Below are 20,957 nucleotides of genomic sequence, written 5' to 3'. Positions count from 1 at the left end.
ACGAAAGGCACTGATGTGAGCCAGCTGCTTACGGTCGCGGCTGAGGAGATGGAAAATCCCCTCATCCCGCCGATTCCCGAGCTCGTCATCGGCCTCATCGCCTTCCTGATCGTCTTCGGCCTCCTCGCCAAGAAGCTCCTCCCGAACATCAACAAGGTTCTGGACGAGCGCCGCGAGGCCATCGAAGGCGGTATCGAGAAGGCCGATGCGGCCCAGACCGAGGCCCAGAGCGTTCTTGAGCAGTACAAGGCTCAGCTCGCCGAGGCCCGCCACGAAGCCGCGCGCCTGCGCCAGGAGGCGCAGGAGCAGGGCGTCGTGATCCTGCAGGAGATGCGGGCGGAAGGCCAGCGGCAGCGCGAGGAGATCATCGCTGCCGGTCACGCCCAGATCGAGGCCGACCGCAAGGCTGCGGCTTCCGCGCTGCGTCAGGACGTGGGCAAGCTCGCCACCGACCTGGCCGGCAAGCTCGTCGGCGAGTCCCTCGAGGACCACGCCCGCCAGAGCGGCACCATCGACCGTTTCCTCGACGAGCTCGAGGCGAAGGCCGAGGCTGTCCGATGAACGGCGCGAGCCGCGAGGCACTGGCTGCCGCACGTGAGCGTCTCGACGCGCTGACCGACAGCACGTCGGTCGACGTGGCGAAGCTCGCCGAGGAGCTGGCCGCCGTCACGGCGCTGCTCCAGCGCGAGGTGTCACTGCGACGGGTCCTGACCGACCCGTCGCAGGCCGGCGAGGCCAGGGCGGAGCTGGCCGGACGGCTGCTGCGCGGCCAGGTGGGCGGCGAGGCCGTCGACCTGATCTCCGGCATGGTCCGGTCCCGCTGGTCGCAGTCGCGCGACCTGGTCGACTCGGTCGAGGAACTGGCGAACATCGCAGACCTCACCGCCGCCCAGCGCAGCGGAGACCTCGACGACGTCGAGGACGAGCTGTTCCGGTTCGGCCGGATTGTGGCTTCCGACAAGGAGCTGCGCGCCGCGCTCACCAACCGGTCCGCGTCCACCGCCGCCAAGAGCGAGCTGCTGCGCAGCCTGCTCGGTGGCAAGACGCGGCCCGCCACCGAGCGCGTCGTCGTGCGGCTTGTGACCCAGCCCCGGGGACGTAGCCTGGAAGCGGGACTCGAGTCCCTCTCCAAGCTTGCCGCGGAGCGCCGGGACCGCATGGTCGCCGTGGTCACGTCGGCAGTGCCGCTGAGCGATCAGCAGAAGCAGCGCCTCGGTGCCGCACTGGCGAAGATCTACGGTCGGCCGATGCACCTGAATCTCGATGTGGACCCGACGGTCCTCGGCGGGATCGCGGTGCGGGTCGGCGACGAGCTCATCAACGGCACCATCGCGGAGCGCCTCGACGAGGCGACCCGTCGCATGGCCGGCTGACACAGCGCAGCAACAGAACAAGCAAGACCAGCGGCCCGGTTGGGCCGTGCAGAAATTGCAGAAGATTCCTGGGGGTCGGCCCCCAGACCCCCTTAAGAAACTTCGGGCCCAACAAGGAGAGCAGGGAACCCAGATGGCGGAGCTCACGATCCGGCCGGAGGAGATCCGGGACGCGCTGGAGAACTTTGTCCAGTCGTACAAGCCGGACGCGGCCTCGCGCGAGGAGGTCGGTACGGTCAGCGTTGCCGGCGACGGCATCGCGAAGGTCGAGGGTCTTCCCTCGGCCATGGCGAACGAGCTGCTGAAGTTCGAGGACGGAACCCTCGGTCTCGCCCTCAACCTCGAGGAGCGCGAGATCGGTGCGATCGTTCTCGGCGAGTTCAGCGGAATCGAGGAGGGCCAGCCGGTGCAGCGCACCGGTGAGGTGCTCTCCGTCGGCGTCGGCGAGGGTTACCTCGGCCGCGTCGTCGACCCGCTCGGCAACCCGATCGACGGTCTCGGCGAGATCGCGACCGACAGCCGCCGCGCCCTCGAGCTGCAGGCCCCTGGCGTCATGGTCCGTAAGTCGGTGCACGAGCCGATGCAGACCGGCTACAAGGCCGTCGACGCCATGGTGCCGATCGGCCGCGGCCAGCGTCAGCTGATCATTGGTGACCGTCAGACGGGTAAGACCGCTCTGGCCGTCGACACGATCATCAACCAGCGCGACAACTGGCGCTCGGGCGACGTGAACAAGCAGGTGCGCTGCATCTACGTCGCCATCGGTCAGAAGGGCTCCACCATCGCCTCCGTGCGCGGTGCCCTCGAAGAGGCCGGCGCGCTCGAGTACACGACCATCGTCGCCGCCCCGGCGTCCGACCCGGCCGGCTTCAAGTACCTGGCGCCGTACACCGGTTCGGCCATCGGTCAGCACTGGATGTACCAGGGCAAGCACGTCCTGATCATCTTCGACGACCTTTCGAAGCAGGCCGACGCCTACCGCGCCGTGTCGCTGCTGCTGCGCCGTCCGCCGGGCCGTGAGGCCTACCCGGGCGACGTCTTCTACCTCCACTCGCGTCTGCTGGAGCGCTGCGCGAAGCTCTCCGACGAGATGGGCGCCGGTTCGATGACGGGCCTCCCGATCGTCGAGACCAAGGCGAACGACGTGTCGGCGTTCATCCCGACCAACGTCATCTCCATCACCGACGGTCAGTGCTTCCTGGAGTCCGACCTGTTCAACGCCGGCCAGCGTCCGGCCCTGAACGTCGGTATCTCGGTCTCGCGTGTCGGTGGCTCCGCCCAGCACAAGGCCATGAAGCAGGTCTCCGGCCGTCTCCGTGTGGACCTCGCCCAGTTCCGTGAGCTGGAGGCGTTCGCCGCCTTCGGTTCCGACCTGGACGCGGCCTCGAAGGCGTCGCTGGAGCGCGGTAAGCGCATGGTCGAGCTGCTGAAGCAGGGCCAGTACCAGCCGATGCCCGTCGAGGAGCAGGTCGTCTCCGTCTGGGCCGGCACCACCGGCAAGATGGACGACGTCCCGGTCGAGGACATCCGTCGCTTCGAGAGCGAGCTGCTGGAGTACCTGCGCCGCGAGCGCAAGGACCTCCTGACCAGCATCGCCGAGGGCGGCAAGATGTCCGACGACACGCTGCAGTCGGTCGCCGACGCGATCGCCGCCTTCAAGCAGCAGTTCGAGACCTCGGACGGCAAGCTCCTGGGCGAGGGCTGATCGATGGGCGCTCAGCTTCGCGTTTACAAGCGCCGCATTCGCTCCGTCACCGCCACGAAGAAGATCACCAAGGCGATGGAGATGATCGCCGCTTCGCGCATCGTCAAGGCGCAGCGCCAGGTGGTGGCGTCGACGCCGTACGCGACCGAGCTCACCCGTGCGGTGACCGCGGTGGCGACCGGCTCCACCACCAAGCACCCGCTGACCACCGAGGCCGACGCTCCGGCGCGGGCCGCGATCCTGCTCATCACGAGCGACCGCGGTCTGGCCGGCGGTTACTCCGCCAACGCCATCAAGGCGGCGGAGCGACTGACCGAGCGCCTGCGCGGTGAGGGCAAGGAGGCCGTCACGTATGTGATCGGCCGCAAGGGTGTCGCCTACTACGGCTTCCGCGAGCGCAAGATCGCGGACTCGTGGACCGGCTTCACCGACAGCCCGACGTACGCGGATGCGAAGCGGGCTGCGGCCCCGCTGATCGAAGCGGTCACCCAGGAGACCGCCGAGGGCGGCGTGGACGAGCTGCACATCGTCTTCACGGAGTTCGTGTCGATGATGACGCAGAACCCGGTGGACAACCGGATGCTGCCGCTCAGCCTCGACACGACGAAGGAAGAAGAGGGCAAGGGCGAGATCCTGCCGCTCTTCGACTTCGAGCCGTCGGCGGAGGACGTCCTCGACGCCCTGCTTCCGCGGTACGTCGAGAGCCGGATCTACAACGCACTGCTGCAGGCCGCTGCTTCCGAGCACGCTGCCCGCCGCCGCGCGATGAAGTCGGCCACCGACAACGCCGGAGATCTCATCAAGAGCCTCTCCCGGCTTGCCAACGCGGCCCGACAGGCCGAAATCACCCAGGAAATCAGCGAGATCGTCGGTGGTGCCAGTGCGCTGGCCGACGCGACCGCGGGGAGTGACAAGTAATGACGACCACAGTTGAGACGGCCGTTGCCACGGGCCGCGTCGCCCGGGTCATCGGCCCGGTCGTCGACGTGGAGTTCCCCGTCGACGCAATGCCGGAGATCTACAACGCGCTGACCGTCCAGGTGGCCGACCCGGCCGAGGGCGGCAAGCTCAAGAAGCTGACGCTCGAGGTCGCCCAGCACCTCGGCGACGGCGTGGTCCGCGCGATCTCGATGCAGCCCACCGACGGTCTGGTCCGCCAGGCCTCGGTGACCAACACGGGCGCGGGCATCACGGTGCCGGTCGGCGAGATCACCAAGGGCAAGGTGTTCAACACCCTCGGTGAGATCCTGAACAAGCCCGAGGCCGAGGCCGAGGTCACCGAGCGCTGGCCGATCCACCGCAAGGCGCCCAGCTTCGACCAGCTCGAGTCCAAGACCGAGATGTTCGAGACCGGCGTCAAGGTCATCGACCTTCTCACCCCGTACGTCAAGGGTGGAAAGATCGGTCTGTTCGGTGGTGCCGGTGTCGGCAAGACCGTTCTGATCCAGGAAATGATCTACCGCGTCGCCAACAACCACGACGGTGTGTCGGTGTTCGCGGGCGTCGGTGAGCGCACCCGTGAGGGCAACGACCTCATCGAGGAAATGGCCGAGTCGGGCGTCATCGACAAGACCGCCCTTGTCTTCGGTCAGATGGACGAGCCCCCGGGCACCCGTCTGCGTGTCGCGCTTGCCGGTCTGACCATGGCGGAGTACTTCCGCGATGTGCAGAAGCAGGACGTGCTCTTCTTCATCGACAACATCTTCCGGTACACCCAGGCCGGCTCCGAGGTCTCCACGCTGCTCGGCCGTATGCCGTCCGCAGTGGGTTACCAGCCGAACCTGGCCGACGAGATGGGTCTGCTGCAGGAGCGCATCACGTCGACCCGCGGTCACTCGATCACCTCGATGCAGGCGATCTACGTCCCCGCGGACGACCTGACCGACCCGGCGCCGGCGACCACCTTCGCCCACCTGGACGCGACGACCGTTCTGTCGCGCCCGATCTCGGAGAAGGGCATCTACCCGGCGGTCGACCCGCTGGACTCGACGTCCCGCATCCTGGACCCGCGCTACATCGCGGCGGACCACTACGAGGCCGCCATGCGTGTCAAGGGGATCCTCCAGAAGTACAAGGACCTCCAGGACATCATCGCGATCCTCGGTATCGACGAGCTGGGCGAGGAGGACAAGCTCGTTGTCCACCGTGCCCGTCGTGTCGAGCGCTTCCTGTCGCAGAACACCCACGTCGCCAAGCAGTTCACCGGCGTGGACGGTTCGGACGTGCCGCTCGACGAGTCGATCGCCGCGTTCAACTCGATCTGCGACGGTGAGTACGACCACTTCCCGGAGCAGGCGTTCTTCATGTGCGGTGGCATTGAGGACCTCAAGGCCAACGCCAAGGAGCTCGGCGTCTCCTGAGCCCATGGCTCACCGAGGGGGGCGGGTGCGTCCCGTCCCCCTCACCACGCCCCGTAGAATTGACCCAACACCCGGCTTCAACGGCCGGGTGGTGACCCGAGGAGCCACTCTTGGCTGCTGAGCTGCACGTCGAGCTGGTCGCCGCGGACCGCAGTGTCTGGTCCGGCGAGGCCACCCTGGTCGTCGCGCGTACCACGTCCGGCGACATCGGCGTCATGCCCGGTCACCAGCCGCTTCTCGGTGTGCTGGAGTCGGGCCCGGTGACGATCCGTACGAGCGAGGGCCCAACCGTAGTCGCGGCTGTGCACGGCGGTTTCATCTCGTTCGCGGACGACAAGCTGTCGCTGCTGGCGGAGATCGCCGAGCTGGCGGACGAGATCGATGTCCAGCGCGCCGAGCGTGCGCTGGAGCGTGCGAAGTCGGAGACGGACGGCGCCGCCGAGCGCCGCGCCGATGTCCGACTCCGTGCGGTGGCGGTGCGTTAAGCACCCCACCGAGTGTTTTTACCCTCAGCCGCGGCCCGAGCTGGAACTCTCCAGACCGTGCCGCGGCTGAGGCGATGCAGGTGCAGTTGCAGTCCGGGCGGTATCCGTTACTCGACGATGCGAGGAGGTCGGTGGAGATGGTCCTCGCTTTGTGGGTGTGCGGCCTGGTCGTCGTACTGGTCGCGGTGGGTCTCTTCGTCTTCGGCCTGCGCCGACGGCTGATTCAGCGCTCCGGCGGGACGTTCGACTGCAGCGTGCGGTGGAATGTGCCGGCCGAGCCCGACCTCTCGGGCAAGGGCTGGGTGTACGGCGTCGCCCGGTACAGCGGCGACAAGATCGACTGGTTCCGGGTCTTCTCGTACGCCCCCCGTCCCCGCCGGGTTCTTGAGCGCTCCTCGATCGAGGTGGTCGCCCGGCGGCTGCCCGAGGGCGAGGAGGAGCTGGCGCTGCTCTCCGACGCCGTCGTGCTCGGCTGTCTCCACCGCGAGACCCGCCTGGAGCTGGCGATGAGCGAGGACGCCCTCACCGGATTCCTCGCCTGGCTGGAGGCGGCTCCGCCCGGCCAGCGCGTCAATGTCGCTTAGAAAGGGCCTCGCCGGAAAGAGGTCCCCCGGACGAGGTCCGCGGAGGGTGGACGTGGCCTGACGGCCCGTAGCTACGGGCGCGACTGCGGACACAACGAAGAACCGGGGAGACAGGGGGCGGACCTGTCTCCCCGGCTGCTTTTCGGGGTTACGTGCTGATCTGCTCGAGGTCTGCGGTGATTACCTCAGGCCGCTGTCGATCGCGCTGACGAGTTCACCGTTGCTGGTGTCCCCGCTGAACTCCCAGAAGAACGCGCCCTTGAGGCCCTGGTTCTTCACGTAGGTCATCTTCCCGGCGATGGTGGCCGGGGTGTCGTAGCTCCACCAGTTGCTGCCGCACTTGGCGTAGGCGGTGCCGGCGATGGTTCCGGTGGACGGGCAGCTGGTCTTGAGCACCTTGTAGTCCTCGATGCCCTGCTCGTACTTGCCGGCGGCGGGGCCCGTCGCGGTGCCGCCCGGGGTGGCCTGGGTGACGCCCGTCCAGCCGCGCCCGTAGAAGCCGATGCCGAGGTTCAGCTTGCTGCCCGCGATGCCCTTGCCCTTGAGCTTGGTGATCGCGGCGTCGCTGTTGTAGCCGTCCAGCGGGATGCCGCTGTACGAGGTCAGCGGGGAGTGCGGGGCGGTCGGGCCGTCCGTGTCCCAGGCGCCGAAGAAGTCGTACGTCATCACGTTGTACCAGTCGACGTACTGGGCCGCGCCCGCGTAGTCGGTCGCGTCGATCTTGCCGCCCGACGATGCGTCGGCGGTGATGGCCGCGGTGACCAGGTTGGAGCTGCCGAACTTCGTCCGCAGCGCGGAGACCACGGTCTTGAACGCCGAGGCGCCGCTGCTGTCACAGGACAGACCGCAGGCGTTGGGGTACTCCCAGTCGATGTCGATGCCGTCGAAGACATCGGCCCAGCGGGGGTCCTCGACCAGGTTGTAGCAGGAGTTGGCGAAGGCGGTGGGGTTCTGCGCGGCCTGGGTGAAGCCGCCGGACCAGGTCCAGCCGCCGAAGGACCAGAGGACCTTGAGACCCGGGTGCTTCTTCTTCAGCTCGCGCAGCTGGTTGAAGTTGCCGGCCACCGGCTGGTCCCAGGTGTCGGCGGTGCCGTCGACGCTGGAGGCCGCGTCGTAGGTCTTCTGGTAAGCGGCGTAGGCGTCGCCGATCGCGCACTGGCCGCCGGTGACGTTGCCGAAGGAGTAGTTGATGTGTGTGATCTTGGCGGCGCTGCCGCTGGTCTCCAGGTTCTTGACGTGGAAGTTGCGGTCGTAGACGCCCCACTCGGTGAAGTAGCCGAGCTTGACCTTGCTGCCGGGATCGGGGTTTCCTCCACCGCCCGTGGTGTGTACGGCCACCGAGCCGCTGACCGGGCCCGTCTGGTCGGCGGTGTCACGCGCCTGGATCGTGTACGAGTAGTCGGTGCCGGCGGTCAGCCCGCTGTCGGTGTAGGTCAGGCCGGTGACGGTGGTGACCTTGTTGCCGTTGCGCAGCACGTCGTAGTTCTTGATGCCGTTGTCGTCGGTGGCCGCCGTCCAGGTGAGCTTCACACCGGTGTCGGTGATATTGCTCGCGGTCGGAGTGCCGGGTGCGGAGGGGGCGTTGTCGCCGGGGACGCTGCCGCCGTCACAGGAGGCGCCGTTCACCTTGCAGCCGGTGGGGGCGCCGGGGCCGGCGCCGTTGAAGCCGAAGCTGACGCTGGCGCCGGCGGCGACCGTACCGTTCCAGCCGACGTTCTTGGCGGTCCAGTGGGTTCCGGAGCTGGTGACAGTGGCGTCCCAGGCGGACGTGACCGACGTGCCGGAGGGGAAGTCCCACTCGATGGTCCAGGAACTGAGGGCGGTGGTGCCGGTGTTCTTCACCGTCCACTGGCCCTCGAAACCGGTGCCCCAGTCGGACTTCTTGACGTAGGTGGCGGTTGCCGAGGTGGCGGCCTGGGCCGGGGTGGCCAGTCCGACCATGGCGGCCAGGGGGAGCAGTAGCGCGGTGAGGCCCGCCATCGCTTTCGTGCGGGTGGTGGTGGCCAGGCCGAATCTGAATCTCGCTCGGCGTAGGGGGGTTTCGGTGCTCAACGGTGCTCCTCGGGTGAGGTCCGGACAAACGGGGGTGGTCCGTGGACTGCAAACCCTGCGCCGCCCTGAGCCCGCTTTGTCATGGCGTGCTCACCGCAGTGTGTTCGGTGAGGTTAGGAAGGTCTGGACCAATCGTCAAGAGGTCTGGACCAAAGATCGGAAGTAAACCAAAAATGCCCAACTCCTGTGCCAGAAGAGTCGCTTGGTCCCAGCTGCGCGGTCCGGGCTTCCCCGGCACCAGGCTGTCGTGCGTCTTCGAGAGAGCGGAACGGGTCCGTCCGGCCAGGCTGAGGACATCTGCCGAGCCGGACGCACCCGGTTCCTACCGCTCGCCGCCCGGCACCCACAGCACGTCGCCGACTTCCTTGTTCGCCGTCCTCGCCAGGATGAACAGAAGGTCGGAGAGGCGGTTGAGGTAGGTCGCCGTCAGTGCGTTCATCACGTCGCCGTGCACCTCCAGCGCCGCCCAGGTGGACCGCTCGGCCCGCCGTACCACCGTGCATGCCTGGTGGAGCAGCGCCGCCCCCGGCGTACCGCCCGGCAGGATGAAACTCCGCAGCTTCTCCAACTGCTCCAGGAAGTGGTCGCAGTCCGCCTCCAGCCTGTCGACGTAGTTCTGCTCGACCCGCAGCGGCGGATACTTCGGCTTCTCGACGAGCGGCGTCGACAGATCCGCGCCCACGTCGAACAGGTCGTTCTGCACGCGGACGAGGACCTTCACGACCTCCTCCGGCAACTGCCCGAGCGCGATCGCCGTACCGATGACGGCGTTGGCCTCATTGGTGTCCGCGTACGCCGAGATCCGCAGATCGGTCTTGGCGGTGCGGCTCATGTCGCCGAGGGCGGTGGTGCCCTGGTCGCCGGTACGGGTATAGATGCGCGTCAGATTGACCATGCGGCCGAGCCTATCCGGGGCCGTTCCCGCTCCGGCGGTCCGGAACACGGGCGGACGCGCACGTCCACTCAACTACGCGCGGTGCGCCGCCGAATGACGTGTCCCGGTGTGATGTCCGTCATGTGAGACGTGACGCGTATCTCTTCACTGCCCCAGCGCGCCCCACGGGTACTAATCTCCGCCGGAGAGCAGGTGAACAAGCGTTAAGAAATCGTCCGGGGAGCCGTCGCGGACGACGGCCGTCGAGGACTGACACAAAGGGGTGCGAACGTGGCCAGGAAGCTCGCCGTCATCGGGGCCGGACTCATGGGGTCCGGTATCGCGCAGGTCTCCGCCCAGGCGGGCTGGGACGTCGTGCTGCGCGATGTCACCGACGAGGCCCTGGCCCGTGGGCGCGACGGCATCAAGGCCTCGTACGACAAGTTCGTATCCAAGGGCAAGCTGGAGGCGGCCGACGCCGACGCCGCGCTGGCCCGCATCACGACAACCACCGACCTCGACGCGGTGGCCGACGCGGATGTCGTCGTCGAGGCCGTCTTCGAGAAGCTCGAGGTCAAGCACGAGATCTTCCGGGCCCTCGACAAGATCGTGCGGGACGACGCCGTCCTCGCCTCGAACACCTCCGCCATCCCGATCACCAAGATCGCGGCTGTCACGGAGCGCCCGGAGCGCGTCGTCGGTGTGCACTTCTTCTCGCCGGTCCCGATGATGCAGCTCTGCGAGCTGGTGCGCGGCTACAAGACGAGCGACGAAACGCTGGCCACCGCACGGGAGTTCGCCGAGTCCGTCGGCAAGACCTGCATCGTCGTCAACCGTGACGTCGCAGGGTTCGTCACCACCCGGCTGATCTCGGCGCTGGTCGTCGAGGCCGCCAAGCTGTACGAGTCGGGCGTCGCCTCGGCCGAGGACATCGACATCGCCTGCAAGCTGGGCTTCGGCCACGCCATGGGCCCCCTCGCGACGGCGGACCTCACCGGCGTCGACATCCTGCTGCACGCCACGTCCAACATCTACACCGAGTCGCAGGACGAGAAGTTTGCCGCACCCGAGCTGATGCGCCGGATGGTCGATGCAGGTGACATCGGCCGCAAGAGCGGGCAGGGCTTCTATACCTACTGATCGTTATTTGGCCCCTGGGCGCCTGATCTGCCGTCGATCACGCCCGGGGGAGCCGGGAGTCACCCCCCGGCTGCGGTGGCCCTTGAGTGGACCGTTGTCACTCCACGGAGTGAATTCGGTATCGGTTCGCTTACAGACGGAAACCTCCCTGTCGTTGCCGCAGTCAGTTGTGGCAGAGACAGATACAGACAGACGACCGTGCCATGGAGCATTTCCGGGGAGCGCATATGCACATCAGGGGCGACCACGCCGAGCTGGTCGTCGGGGGGCGCCTCGACGTCCGAAGCGCGGCGGACGCCCGTACGGTCCTGCACTCGGCCCTTGACGACGGGGTCGGCGACCTGATTCTCGACCTGACCGAGCTGGACTCCTGGGACGCCACCGGACTCGGCGTCATCATGGGTGCGCACCGCCGGGCCGGGCGGGCCGGACGGCGGCTGGTGCTCCGTGGTGTGCCGCCACAGATGCAGCGCCTGCTGGTGGCGACGAGACTGCACCGCATTCTGGCGATCGAGGGCGGAATCGCCGCGGACTCCCTGCCGCGGGTGTAGCGCGGGCGCAGGGGGTACTCGCCCTCCCGCCCGAACCCGCACAATCCACACGAGACCATGACGTCCTGGACGGCGTGGCACCCCGATGGTTCGTAGATACTGTGCGAAGGTTTAAGGTTCGGCCGTCCGCCGATTGACATAACCCATGGGGCGGACACCGGACCAGAAGCGACAGCAGGGCTTGCGAGGCCGGGAGGGGCAACCGTGCGCGACGCGTCTGGGGGGTTTGGCGATGGACCCGACACACCGGGGGCCGGAGGTTTTCGGCCATGACAATGACGGCTACGGCGAGGACACCGGCCGACGACGGCCCCGTGACCCGCTGAGTACCGATTTCGGCCAGCAGCTTCAGCAGCAGGCGCGCATTGTGCAGCTGTTTCCCGGCGACTTCCTGCTCACCGTCAACCCGGTCGACGGCAGCGAGGTCGAGCTGTGCCCGCCGGGGGAGCAGCCCGCTGCTCCGGCCCGTCGCACCTCCGCCGAGCGCACCGACCGCGAGCGCGCCGCCGCACCGCCGGTACCGCCTGGACCTCCCTCCCCCCAACTGCCGCTCCTGGAGCGTGCGGAGGAGCTTGAGAGGGTGGTGCGCCTGCTGGCGCGCGGCCGCTCGGTGCGGCTCACCGGACCGGCCGGATCGGGACGCACCGCGCTGCTGAACGCCGTCGCCGCCGACTGCGCGGACCTCGCACCGGACGGAGTCGTACGGCTCTCCGGCCACAAGCGCACCGCCACCGACGTGCTGTACGGGCTCTACGAGGCGGTCTTCGACGCGCCACTGCTGCGCCCCGACCGCGCCGCCCTCCTCGAAGTGATCCGGGGCATCGGGGCCGTCGTCGTCCTCGACGACCTGGAGTTCGGCGGGTCCGCACTGGAGGAACTGCTCGACGCGACGCCGGAGTGCGCGTTCCTGTTCGCCGTGACACCCGTCATCGCCGCACCCACCGCCGACTCGCACCTCGAAGAGGTCTTCCTCGCGGGGCTGGGCCGCAGCGCCGCCGTCGACCTGCTGGAGCAGGTCGTCGAGCGACCGCTCACGGAGGACGAGGCGAACTGGGCGGGCGACCTCTGGTTCGAGTCCGAGGGACTGCCGCTGCGCTTCGTCCAGGCGGGCGCCCTGCTGCGCCAGCGCGACATGCTGCGCACCGACCCCACCGCGTACGACGAGCACGGCTACTTCGACGGCCGGCCCGTCGACGATTCCTTCGACGCCTTCGGTCAGGACGCCGACGGCCGTGACGTGCCGCTGCCCAGCCTCGGTGAGGGTGCCGCGCCCGCCGCGCTGCTCGCCTCCCGGCTCAGCGAGCCCGCGCGCGACACCCTGCACTTCGCGGTCGCGCTCGGCGGCGAGGTGCCGCACCAGGCGCATCTGCCGGCGCTTGTGGGGGACACCCACGCCGATGCCGCGCTCGGCGAGCTGGCCGGCTGCGGACTGCTCTCCCCGGCCGGCTCCCGCTACCGGCTGGCCGCCGGTGTCCTCGCCCAGCTGGAGGCCGCCGGATACGGCGAGGACGCGGCCGACCGCGCCAGTACGGCGGCCCAGCACTACGCCTGGTGGGCCGGGCATCCCTCGGTCACCCCCGCCCGCGCGGTCGCCGAGGCCGACGCGATCGTCGCGGCCATGAACCAGCTGGTCCCCGGCGACGGGGCCGGACAGGCCAGCGCAGCCGTGCTGCTGGCCCGCAGCGCTGCCCCTGCCTTCGCCGCCGGGCTGCACTGGGGCGGCTGGGAGAGGGCCCTGCGGCTCGGCCAGGAGGCTGCCAGGATCACCGGTGAGGTCGCCGAAGAGGCTTACTTCCACCATGAGTTGGGCGTGCTCGCGCTCTGTACCGGCAATCTCGACCGGGCCAGGGCCGAACTGGAGGCGTCGATCGGTATGCGCGGCGCGCTCGCCGACAAGTCCGGGGCGGTGGCCGGACGCCGCGCGCTCGCCCTGGTCGCCGACCGCTCCGGCGGACCGGTGCTCGGCGGCCGCACCCCGCCGGGCGAGGAGGCGCCGGCCGCGCGGTACGAGGAGTCGGCGCGGTCGCTCGCCGTCATACCGGTGACCGGGCCGATGGCGGTGCCGCGTACGTCCGAGGACGAAACCGCGCTGATATCCCGGGTCGCCCCGGCGGCAGGCACCGGTGCGTCCGGCGGCCGCAAGGCGGCGTTGCTCGGCGGTGCCCGTCGCAACCTCGTCGCGGCGGGGGCGGGCGTCCTGCTGGCCGGGGTGCTCGGCACGGTGGTCACGCTCGGCATGACGTCCAGCAGCGACGCCCAGGACGGCGGCAGCGTCACGACCGAGCAGTCGGCCGACGAGGACAGCATCGACGGCGGGTTCCCGGCCGACGAGCCGACGGACGCCACGGCGCCGGGCAAGGCCTCGTCGAGCGGGAGTCCCTCGTCGCCGGGCCCGTCCGGCAGTCAGATCACCCCGAGCGGCAGCGGTGCGCCTTCCACGGACGACTCGTCCGCACCGGGCGACAGCCCGTCGGACAAGCCGTCCAGTCACAAGCCGACCAAGTCGTCCAGCCCGTCGAAGTCGCCCACACCGCCGAAGTCGCCCACCCCGACCCCGTCCTCGTCCTCGTCGGAGAGTGACTCCCCGGACCCGTCGGACTCGGCGAGTGAGACCCCGCCGACCGAGCCGGGCAGTTCCGACTCGGCGAGCGGGCCCGCCCCGTCGTCGGCGGCCAGCAGCCCGACCGTGGCGACCGTGGTCTGAGCGGAACCACGCGCGCGTACGCCGGACGGGGCCCGTGCCTGTCCGGCGTACGTACGCAGCTCGTCAGAACAGCCGCAACTTGTCGTCCTCGATGCCGCGCATGGCGTCGTAGTCGAGGACCACACAGCCGATTCCCCGGTCCGTCGCCAGCACCCGGGCCTGCGGCTTGATCTCCTGCGCCGCGAAGATTCCCTTCACCGGGGCGAGATGGGGATCGCGGTTGAGCAGCTCCAGATAGCGGGTCAGCTGCTCCACACCGTCGATGTCACCGCGGCGCTTGAGCTCGACGGCCACGGTCTTCCCGTCGGCGTCCCGGCACAGGATGTCGACCGGGCCGATGGCGGTGGGGTACTCGCGGCGGATCAGGGTGTAGCCCTCGCCGAGGATCTCGATCCGGTCGGCGAGCAGCTCCTGCAGGTGCGCTTCCACGCCGTCCTTGATGAGGCCCGGATCGACGCCCAGTTCGTGCGACGAGTCGTGGAGGATCTCCTCCATCGTGATGATCAATTTCTCGCCCGCTTTGTTCACCACGGTCCAGACGCCTTCGGTGTCGTCGGCGCCCTCCTTCAGGGTGCAGGGCGGTGACATCCAGTTGAGGGGTTTGTACGCCCTGTCGTCGGCGTGGATCGAGACGCTCCCGTCCGCCTTGACCAGGATGAGACGGGGAGCGGAGGGCAGGTGGGCCGTGAGCCGGCCCGCGTAGTCCACGGAGCAGCGGGCGATGACGAGACGCATGGTCGGCAACGCTACTCGACGACGGGTGCTCCACGCGATTCTCTCTCCGGCAACCCACCACCACCGCCCGCCACAGCCCTTCCCGCCCCGCGGGCTTGCCCCTCTTTGCGCACCTTCGTTATTGGCCGGTTGTGTTCCCAATCTCCTGGTGCGGCCCGGACTGCGCCCTTACCGTGGAAGCAGGAGGTCGCCGTGTGTGTACGCTGCGTCGCCGTCCTCCTTCCCTGCCCGTAAGGCCCCGGCCGCCCGCCGGGGTCGCGAGAGGAGAACCCATGTCGCTCGACGTCTCACCGGCGCTGTTGGAACAGGCCGAGCGAGGCGAGGTCGACGAAGCCGACTTCGTCGACTGCGTCCGGACCTCCCTGCCCTACGCATGGGAGATGATCAGCTCTCTGGTGGCCCAGCTGAAGGTCGACGGCGGAGAGTTCGCCGACAACCAGACGCCGCCGCCGGACGAGCAGGCACGTGGTCAGCTGTTGCGTGCGCTCGCGAGTGATGCGATACGCGGTGCGCTGCAGCGGCACTTCGGGGTGCGCCTGGCATTCCAGAACTGCCACCGCGTCGCGGTGTTCCCGCTGGACGCCTCGGTCGACGAGCGGTTGGCCCGCTTCACCTCGGTGAGGGGTCAGTTGCTCAACCAGTCGCCCGAACTCCGGGACTGCTGAACGCTTCTGCTGCCGCTCCGGGCCGCGGGAGGTGCAACTGGCCCCGGGGCGGCAGCTCCCCGTACTCCTACGGGTGTTCATGTCAGGAGTGGCAGTACCTCGGTGCCCAGCCGCGCTACGTTCTCCTCCGTGGCCGCGAGATCTCCCGAACCCTCCGCCAGGAGCGCGAACCTGGTGATGCCCGTCCGCTCGGCAGTGGCGGCGAGCCGGTCGGCCGCGAGCCGGGGCGGGCCCACGGGATGAAGGCCGCACAGCAATTCCGTATACGCGACCGGATCGCGCATCACCCGGTGCCTGCCGTCGACCGTCACATGGGCGTCGAGCCCCTGCCGCAACCAGCCAGGCATCGCCTTCACGAGCGTCTCCACGGCCTCCTCGCGACGGTCCGCGATCTGTGCGACGCCCGCGGAGACATGCCCCGCGGCGCGGACGCTCTCCGGGGAACGGCCCGCGGCGAGAGCGGTGGAGCGCCACAGGGCGACCATCTCGGCCTTCTCCTCGTCCCCGCAGTGCATGCCGAGGAGCATCGGCAGGCCGTTCTCCGCGGCGAGTTTCACACTCTTCGGCGAGGTGCACGCGACGATCACCTCGGGGCCGCCCGGCCCCTGCGCGGTGTCCTCGTGGTGCTCGTCGAGCAGTTCGTCGGCCCGGGGGACCACCGCGACCTCACGGAAGCCGAATCGCTCCCCACGACCCGCCACGCGCGGTTTGCTCAGCCAGTCGAGCAGCAGCTCCAACGACTCGGGGAAGCCGTTCTCGTACGCCTCCAGGCCCCCTCCGAACACCTCCAGATCCACCCAGGGGCCGCCCCGTCCCACGCCGAGGGAGAACCTGCCCCCGCTGGTGAGGTGGAGCAGCGCGGCCTGCTCGCCCAGCGCCACCGGATGCTGGGACGGCAGCACGCTCACCGCCGTACCGACCTGGATTCTGCGGGTGCGGCCGAGCAGCAGCGCGGCCAGGGTGACGGCGGACGGGCACACCCCGTACGGCACGAAATGATGCTCTGCCAGCCAGACCGAATCGAGCCCGGATTCCTCCGCGACCTCGGCGGACCGGATCGCGCGATGCAGCGCTTCCCCCGGTCCCTGGCCCGGAAACTGGGCTGCCAGTACAAACGTTCCCACGCGCATCGCCAATTGCCTCCTTGCGGCCGACGCGGCTCTCCCCTATTGGCAACAACGTCTGACACGTGCCAAAGGCACGGTCCACGGCAAAGTTGTTGCGATTTTCCGGTAACCCGTCGTGTCCCGGCCCCCGTCCCGGGGCCTCCTGGGCGCCTGCCCCGTCCGAATGGCCCTACGCTGGACGGGAACTGCCCGGCCTGCCCAGTGAGGTGTCACGTGTCCCCGCGCCGCAACCGCCCCCGAGGCGGCGAGAGTCCCACCGGCAGCGCAAGCGAGGCGGGCGAGCGGTACGGCGGGGGAGGGCGCGCAGAGGAGTGGCAGGGCGAGCAGTGGTCGGTCCGCCCGGTGAGCGGCGCGAGCGCGGCGGGCAAGCGCTACCGCTGCCCCGGCTGCGACCAGGAGATCCCGCCCGGCGTTCCGCATCTCGTGGCCTGGTCCGAGTACGGCGGGATCGACGACCGCAGGCACTGGCACAAGGCCTGCTGGAATGCGAGGGACCGCCGCACCACAAGGGTGCAGCGGTCCAGGAACGCGCCGCGCTACTGAGTTCCGTCGGCCGGTGACCGGTCAGACGTCGCGCCTGTCCAGGGACACATAGGCGCCGATCATGGCCACGGCCGTGACGCCGAGCATGATCCAGAGCGGCTCCCAGCCGGACGGCCCCGACGAGGTGACCGATGCGTCGTAGAACGCGCCGAGCTGGCTGGGGATCGAGTACTCGAAGAGCGCCTGCTGCACATCGGCGAGCGACTCCGAGAACATGAACATGGCCAGCACGAGCGGCAGCAGCACCACGGCGATCATGATCGTGATCGCGCCGGCGGAGTGCCGGATGAGGGCGCCCACCGCGAGCGACAGCAGCCCCAGCGTCGCGATGTAGAGGCCGACACCGACCGTGGCGCGCATCCAGTCGCCACCGGTCGGCTCGGCGCCGCCCAGCATGGCCGTCTGCAGCACGCCGACGAGCGCGGTCGTCACGGTTGTGATGACGAAGGTGAGCAGGAAGAAGACGGCCGCCTTCGCGGTCAGCACCCGGCCGCGGCTGGGGCAGGCCGTCAGCGTCGTACGGATCATGCCGGTGCCGTATTCGGAGGCGATCGTCATCACGCCGAGCGTGATCACGCAGATCGAACCGAGGAGCACCCCGAAGAAGCCGAGACTGAGCACGGGGCTGCTGCCGAGCTCGGAGCCGGACGCGTTGACGGCGATCGCCGACAGCAGTCCGATGCTGAGCAGCAGCACGATCATGATGCCGAGCGTCCACATCGTGGAGCGCACGGAACGGATCTTGGTCCACTCGGAAGCGAGTGCGTCACCGAGGGTGGCGCGGCGCTGCGGGATCGGCGAGGCATAGAGGCCGGCGGGTGCCCCCTGCCAGTTCTGCTGCGGGGCCGGGGGCTGCTGCGGGTACTGCTGCGCCTGCTGCTGGTACGGCGCCTGCGGGGTCGGCGGCGTTGTCATCGGGCGTCCTCGCTGGTGTCGCGCTGGGTCAGGTCTGCGGGGCCGACGGCGGGCACGGCCGGAGCGGCTGCGGCCGGGGCGGCCACAGGGGGTGCCGCGTACGGGTTCTGTCCGGGCGGCGGCGGTGCGTACCAGCCCTGCTGCGGCATCTCCTGGACGGCCGGCTGCACGTATCCGCCGCCCATCATGGGCTGTTGCAGGCCGGCCTTCTGGTCCACCGTCGAACGGTAGTCCACGGCGCCCTGCGTCATCCGCATGTACGCCTCCTCCAGCGAGGCCTGGTGCGGCGAGAGCTCCCACAGCCGGACGTCCGACTCGTGCGCCAGATCGCTGATCCGCGGCAGCTGCAGCCCGGTGACGCGCAGCGCCCCGTCCGGCTCCGACATGACCCGGCCGCCCGCCTCGGTGAGCGACGCGGTCAGCTTCTCCCGCAGCTCCGGCTGCGCGTCCGGGACCCGCACCCGCGCGAAATCGGCCGAGTTGGCGGAGATGAAGTCCTTGATGCTCATATCGGCGAGCAGCTGCCCGCGGCCGATCACGATCAGATGGTCGGCGGTGAGCGCCATCTCGCTCATCAGGTGGCTGGAGACGAAGACCGTGCGCCCCTCGGCGGCGAGCATCTTCATCAGGTTGCGGACCCAGAGGATGCCTTCGGGGTCGAGACCGTTGACCGGCTCGTCGAAGAGCAGCACCTGCGGGTCGCCGAGCAGCGCCGCCGCGATCCCGAGCCGCTGCCCCATGCCGAGCGAGAAGCCCTTGGACCGCTTCTTTGCGACGTCCTGCAGACCGACGACGCCGAGCACCTCGTCGACCCGGGCGGCCGGAATACCGGCGAGCTGGGCCAGCGAGAGCAGGTGATTGCGGGCGCTGCGGCCGCCGTGCACCGCCTTGGCGTCCAGCAGCGCACCCACCTGGCGCGGGGCGTTCGGCAGGCTGCGGAAGGCATGCCCGCCGATCGTCACATGGCCCGATGTGGGACGGTCCAGGCCGAGCATCATGCGCATGGTGGTGGACTTGCCCGACCCGTTGGGACCGAGGAATCCGGTGACGGCACCCGGCCGCACCTGGAAGGAAAGGTTGTACACGGCCGTCTTCGCGCCGTAGCGCTTGGTCAGGCCGACTGCCTCGATCATGCTCCAGCCCCATCGACTTATCTGTCGTCGGGGCCCAGGCCGACCGGCCGCACGCCCCCCGTAAGAGTTAGGAGGATATCCAGGCCTTGACGGTTCCGGCCAAGCTGTTGCAGGGGTGCGTCGCTCACGTATCGCACCGAACCGGAGTCATTCCACCCGTTGTCTTCTGCTTCGCCCAGATCCTCCGGGTTATGCGTCCCGCTTCTTGAGTACGAGATAGCCGCCGATCAGTGCAGCCACCACCCACGCCGCCAGAATGCCCAGCCCGCCCCACGGTCCGTACGGGGCCGGGTCGCTGTCCATGGCGTCCGGAACCACTTGCATGATCTTGGAGCCGGCCTGGTCGGGGAAGTATCGGGCCACGTTCTTGGCGCCGGGGACCGCCGACAGGATCTGGGAGACCAGGAAGAAGAAGGGCATCAGGATGCCGAGCGACAGCATCGAGCTGCGCAGCATCGTGGCCACGCCCATGGAGAAGATCGCGATCAGGCCCATGTAGATGCCGCCGCCGAAGACCGCACGCAGGACGTTGTCCGCGCCGATGTTCGTGCGGTGGTCGCCGAGCAGGGCCTGGCCGAGGAAGAAGGTGACGAAGCTGGTGGCCAGGCCGACCACCAGGGAGAGGACGCCGGCGACCACGATCTTGCTGAAGAGGAACGAGCCGCGCTGCGGTACGGCGGCCAGTGAGGTGCGGATCATGCCGGAGCTGTACTCCGTACCGACCACCAGGACACCGAAGACGACCATCGCAAGCTGACCGAGGATCATGCCGGAGAAGCTGAGGAAGGTCGGGTCGAAGGTGGCCCTCTCCGGTGCGGGGAGATCGTCGAACTGGGCGTTCATCAGTGCGCAGAGTGCCGCGCTCATCGCCACGGTGACGGCGAACGCGGAGATCAGGGTCCAGGTGGTCGAGGAGACCGTACGGATCTTGGTCCACTCGGAGTTCAGGACCGCGGGTACCGATGCCATCGTCGTCACGCCCCCTTCCCGGGGGCGGGGGTGCCGGACTGCAGATTCCACTGCTCGCCCCACTGCGGGCCCGCGGGCGCCGGCGGCGCCCCGGCGTGGTCCGCGTGGGCGTGATACTCCACGGAGTCCGCCGTCATCTGCATGAACGCTTCTTCCAGCGAGGCCCGCTGGGAGCTCAGCTCATGCAGCACGATGTGGTGCTGCGCGGCCAGCTCGCCGAGCTGTTCGCTGGTGGCGCCGTCGATCTCCAGCACGCCGCTCCCCGATTCGACCGCGATGATGCCCTCCTCGTGCAGCACATCGCGCAGCCGTTCCTGTTGCGGGGAACGCATCCGTACGTAACTGCGCGAGTTCTGGTGGATGAAGTCGGCCATCGAGGTGTCGGCGAGCAGCCGGCCCTGCCCGATGACGATCAAGTGTTCCGCGGTGAGCGCCATTTCGCTCATCAGATGCGAGGAGACGAAGATCGTCCGGCCTTCCGCGGCGAGCGTCTTCATCAGATTGCGAATCCAGTGAATTCCCTCGGGGTCCAGACCATTGACGGGTTCGTCGAACATCAGGATCTCGGGATCACCGAGCAGCGCGGCCGCGATTCCGAGCCGCTGACCCATACCGAGAGAGAACGACTTGGACTTCTTCCTCGCCACCGCGCTCAGGCCGACGGTGTCGAGAACTTCCGGGACACGGCTCTCCGGGATGCGATTGCTCTGCGCGAGACAGAGCAGATTGTTGTACGCGCTGCGGCCGCCGTGCATCGACTTGGCGTCGAGCAGCGCACCGATGTGCTTCAGGGGTTCCGACAGCTCGCGGTAGTGCTTGCCGTCGATGCGCACCGATCCGCTCGTCGGGTTGTCGAGATCGAGCATCATCCGCATCGTGGTGGATTTGCCGGCCCCGTTCGGGCCCAGAAAACCCGTCACCATGCCAGGCCTGACCTGGCATGAGAGGTGGTCGACGGCAACCTTGTTACCGAAGCGCTTGGTGAGACCATCAAGCTCGATCATGCGCACACGCTAGAACGGCCGCGCGCCCGGCGCCACCA

20 protein-coding genes are annotated in these 20,957 nt (G+C 68.8%); 12 read left to right on the top strand and 8 right to left on the bottom strand.

Going from position 1 to position 20,957, the window contains the following annotated elements; all coding sequences use genetic code 11:
- Positions 1–15: 15 nt before the first annotated feature.
- The 7 genes from ABZV38_RS20500 (at position 16) to ABZV38_RS20470 (ending at position 6,507) form a co-directional block, all read left to right on the top strand.
- Entirely contained in the window at positions 16–561 is a 546-nt protein-coding gene (locus ABZV38_RS20500; RefSeq protein WP_356328891.1) for a F0F1 ATP synthase subunit B, read from the top strand.
- Positions 558–1,373 carry a F0F1 ATP synthase subunit delta gene (locus ABZV38_RS20495; protein WP_356328889.1) on the top strand — a complete coding sequence of 272 codons (816 nt, stop codon included), beginning with the start codon at positions 558–560 and terminating at the stop codon, positions 1,371–1,373. The genes ABZV38_RS20500 and ABZV38_RS20495 overlap by 4 nt, the downstream gene beginning before the upstream one ends.
- 133 nt (positions 1,374–1,506) lie before the next feature.
- Positions 1,507–3,078: a F0F1 ATP synthase subunit alpha gene (gene atpA, locus ABZV38_RS20490; RefSeq protein ID WP_356328887.1), complete on the top strand. Its 1,572-nt coding sequence runs from the start codon at positions 1,507–1,509 to the stop codon at positions 3,076–3,078.
- 3 nt (positions 3,079–3,081) lie between these two features.
- Positions 3,082–3,996, top strand: a complete 915-nt coding sequence (locus tag ABZV38_RS20485; RefSeq protein ID WP_356328886.1) for a F0F1 ATP synthase subunit gamma — start codon at positions 3,082–3,084, stop codon at positions 3,994–3,996.
- Positions 3,996–5,438, top strand: coding sequence for a F0F1 ATP synthase subunit beta (gene atpD, locus ABZV38_RS20480; protein WP_356328884.1), 1,443 nt, complete (start codon positions 3,996–3,998; stop codon positions 5,436–5,438). The genes ABZV38_RS20485 and atpD overlap by 1 nt, the downstream gene beginning before the upstream one ends.
- A 110-nt stretch (positions 5,439–5,548) precedes the next feature.
- Complete coding sequence (locus tag ABZV38_RS20475; protein WP_030915989.1) at positions 5,549–5,923, top strand: F0F1 ATP synthase subunit epsilon; 375 nt, start codon at positions 5,549–5,551, stop codon at positions 5,921–5,923.
- A 137-nt stretch (positions 5,924–6,060) separates the two neighbouring features.
- Positions 6,061–6,507 (top strand): DUF2550 domain-containing protein, encoded by a 447-nt coding sequence (locus tag ABZV38_RS20470; protein ID WP_356328882.1) that lies wholly within the window; start codon positions 6,061–6,063, stop codon positions 6,505–6,507.
- Between the two features lie 180 nt (positions 6,508–6,687).
- On the opposite strand, the gene ABZV38_RS20465 is transcribed toward ABZV38_RS20470, so the two are convergent.
- Both ABZV38_RS20465 and ABZV38_RS20460 read right to left on the bottom strand, forming a co-directional pair.
- Entirely contained in the window at positions 6,688–8,559 is a 1,872-nt protein-coding gene (locus ABZV38_RS20465; protein ID WP_356328880.1) for a glycoside hydrolase family 18 chitinase, read from the bottom strand.
- Positions 8,560–8,881: 322 nt separating this feature from the next.
- Entirely contained in the window at positions 8,882–9,454 is a 573-nt protein-coding gene (locus ABZV38_RS20460; RefSeq protein WP_356328877.1) for a cob(I)yrinic acid a,c-diamide adenosyltransferase, read from the bottom strand.
- 270 nt (positions 9,455–9,724) lie between these two features.
- Between ABZV38_RS20460 and ABZV38_RS20455 the strand changes: the two genes are divergently transcribed.
- The 3 genes from ABZV38_RS20455 to ABZV38_RS20445 all read left to right on the top strand — a co-directional run bounded on the left by ABZV38_RS20455 (position 9,725) and on the right by ABZV38_RS20445 (position 13,828).
- A complete protein-coding gene (locus ABZV38_RS20455; protein WP_356328876.1) occupies positions 9,725–10,573 on the top strand; it encodes a 3-hydroxyacyl-CoA dehydrogenase family protein in 849 nt (282 codons plus the stop codon).
- Positions 10,574–10,800: 227 nt separating this feature from the next.
- Entirely contained in the window at positions 10,801–11,124 is a 324-nt protein-coding gene (locus ABZV38_RS20450) for an STAS domain-containing protein (protein WP_030916001.1), read from the top strand.
- Positions 11,125–11,356: 232 nt separating this feature from the next.
- Positions 11,357–13,828 carry an ATP-binding protein gene (locus ABZV38_RS20445; protein ID WP_356328874.1) on the top strand — a complete coding sequence of 824 codons (2,472 nt, stop codon included), beginning with the start codon at positions 11,357–11,359 and terminating at the stop codon, positions 13,826–13,828.
- Between the two features lie 63 nt (positions 13,829–13,891).
- Here ABZV38_RS20445 and nucS read toward each other — a convergent pair whose 3' ends face one another.
- Positions 13,892–14,563 carry an endonuclease NucS gene (gene nucS / locus ABZV38_RS20440; protein WP_030971518.1) on the bottom strand — a complete coding sequence of 224 codons (672 nt, stop codon included), beginning with the start codon at positions 14,561–14,563 and terminating at the stop codon, positions 13,892–13,894.
- Between the two features lie 272 nt (positions 14,564–14,835).
- On the opposite strand from nucS, the gene ABZV38_RS20435 reads away from it, so the two are divergent.
- Positions 14,836–15,228, top strand: coding sequence for an SCO5389 family protein (locus ABZV38_RS20435; protein WP_030971516.1), 393 nt, complete (start codon positions 14,836–14,838; stop codon positions 15,226–15,228).
- Between the two features lie 77 nt (positions 15,229–15,305).
- Here the strand turns inward: ABZV38_RS20435 and ABZV38_RS20430 are convergent, their stop codons facing one another.
- On the bottom strand, positions 15,306–16,358 hold the full coding sequence (locus tag ABZV38_RS20430) for an LLM class flavin-dependent oxidoreductase (protein WP_356328872.1): 1,053 nt from the start codon (positions 16,356–16,358) through the stop codon (positions 15,306–15,308).
- 210 nt (positions 16,359–16,568) lie between these two features.
- On the opposite strand from ABZV38_RS20430, the gene ABZV38_RS20425 reads away from it, so the two are divergent.
- Positions 16,569–16,898, top strand: a complete 330-nt coding sequence (locus ABZV38_RS20425; protein ID WP_356328870.1) for an ATP/GTP-binding protein — start codon at positions 16,569–16,571, stop codon at positions 16,896–16,898.
- Positions 16,899–16,919: 21 nt separating this feature from the next.
- Here the strand turns inward: ABZV38_RS20425 and ABZV38_RS20420 are convergent, their stop codons facing one another.
- From ABZV38_RS20420 to ABZV38_RS20405, 4 genes are all read right to left on the bottom strand, one after another.
- A complete protein-coding gene (locus tag ABZV38_RS20420) occupies positions 16,920–17,813 on the bottom strand; it encodes an ABC transporter permease subunit (RefSeq protein ID WP_356328868.1) in 894 nt (297 codons plus the stop codon).
- Positions 17,810–18,946 carry an ABC transporter ATP-binding protein gene (locus ABZV38_RS20415; RefSeq protein ID WP_356328866.1) on the bottom strand — a complete coding sequence of 379 codons (1,137 nt, stop codon included), beginning with the start codon at positions 18,944–18,946 and terminating at the stop codon, positions 17,810–17,812. The genes ABZV38_RS20420 and ABZV38_RS20415 overlap by 4 nt, the downstream gene beginning before the upstream one ends.
- A gap of 189 nt (positions 18,947–19,135) precedes the next feature.
- The gene (locus tag ABZV38_RS20410; protein WP_356328863.1) at positions 19,136–19,915 is read right to left on the bottom strand and encodes an ABC transporter permease subunit; all 780 of its coding nucleotides are present in this window, start codon (positions 19,913–19,915) and stop codon (positions 19,136–19,138) included.
- A 5-nt stretch (positions 19,916–19,920) separates the two neighbouring features.
- Positions 19,921–20,919 carry an ATP-binding cassette domain-containing protein gene (locus ABZV38_RS20405; RefSeq protein WP_356328861.1) on the bottom strand — a complete coding sequence of 333 codons (999 nt, stop codon included), beginning with the start codon at positions 20,917–20,919 and terminating at the stop codon, positions 19,921–19,923.
- Between the last annotated feature and the right edge of the window lie 38 nt (positions 20,920–20,957).

The organism is Streptomyces sp. NPDC005181 (assembly GCF_040608395.1).
Taxonomy (GTDB): Bacteria; Actinomycetota; Actinomycetes; order Streptomycetales; family Streptomycetaceae; genus Streptomyces.
The sequence above is the reverse complement of the archived record's forward strand: the minus strand, read 5'-3'. Positions and strand labels throughout refer to the sequence as shown.

Excerpts from the sequence above, each read along its gene's own strand:
- ABZV38_RS20495 (WP_356328889.1), top strand. The coding sequence starts at position 558 with ATGAACGGCGCGAGCCGCGAGGCACTGGCTGCCGCACGTGAGCGTCTC.
- ABZV38_RS20410 (WP_356328863.1), bottom strand. The coding sequence starts at position 19,915 with ATGGCATCGGTACCCGCGGTCCTGAACTCCGAGTGGACCAAGATCCGT.
- ABZV38_RS20470 (WP_356328882.1), top strand. The coding sequence starts at position 6,061 with ATGGTCCTCGCTTTGTGGGTGTGCGGCCTGGTCGTCGTACTGGTCGCG.
- ABZV38_RS20420 (WP_356328868.1), bottom strand. The coding sequence starts at position 17,813 with ATGACAACGCCGCCGACCCCGCAGGCGCCGTACCAGCAGCAGGCGCAG.
- ABZV38_RS20415 (WP_356328866.1), bottom strand. The coding sequence starts at position 18,946 with ATGATCGAGGCAGTCGGCCTGACCAAGCGCTACGGCGCGAAGACGGCC.
- ABZV38_RS20450 (WP_030916001.1), top strand. The coding sequence starts at position 10,801 with ATGCACATCAGGGGCGACCACGCCGAGCTGGTCGTCGGGGGGCGCCTC.
- ABZV38_RS20445 (WP_356328874.1), top strand. The coding sequence starts at position 11,357 with ATGGACCCGACACACCGGGGGCCGGAGGTTTTCGGCCATGACAATGAC.
- ABZV38_RS20460 (WP_356328877.1), bottom strand. The coding sequence starts at position 9,454 with ATGGTCAATCTGACGCGCATCTATACCCGTACCGGCGACCAGGGCACC.
- atpA (WP_356328887.1), top strand. The coding sequence starts at position 1,507 with ATGGCGGAGCTCACGATCCGGCCGGAGGAGATCCGGGACGCGCTGGAG.
- ABZV38_RS20430 (WP_356328872.1), bottom strand. The coding sequence starts at position 16,358 with ATGCGCGTGGGAACGTTTGTACTGGCAGCCCAGTTTCCGGGCCAGGGA.
- atpD (WP_356328884.1), top strand. The coding sequence starts at position 3,996 with ATGACGACCACAGTTGAGACGGCCGTTGCCACGGGCCGCGTCGCCCGG.
- ABZV38_RS20435 (WP_030971516.1), top strand. The coding sequence starts at position 14,836 with ATGTCGCTCGACGTCTCACCGGCGCTGTTGGAACAGGCCGAGCGAGGC.
- ABZV38_RS20405 (WP_356328861.1), bottom strand. The coding sequence starts at position 20,919 with ATGATCGAGCTTGATGGTCTCACCAAGCGCTTCGGTAACAAGGTTGCC.
- ABZV38_RS20485 (WP_356328886.1), top strand. The coding sequence starts at position 3,082 with ATGGGCGCTCAGCTTCGCGTTTACAAGCGCCGCATTCGCTCCGTCACC.
- nucS (WP_030971518.1), bottom strand. The coding sequence starts at position 14,563 with ATGCGTCTCGTCATCGCCCGCTGCTCCGTGGACTACGCGGGCCGGCTC.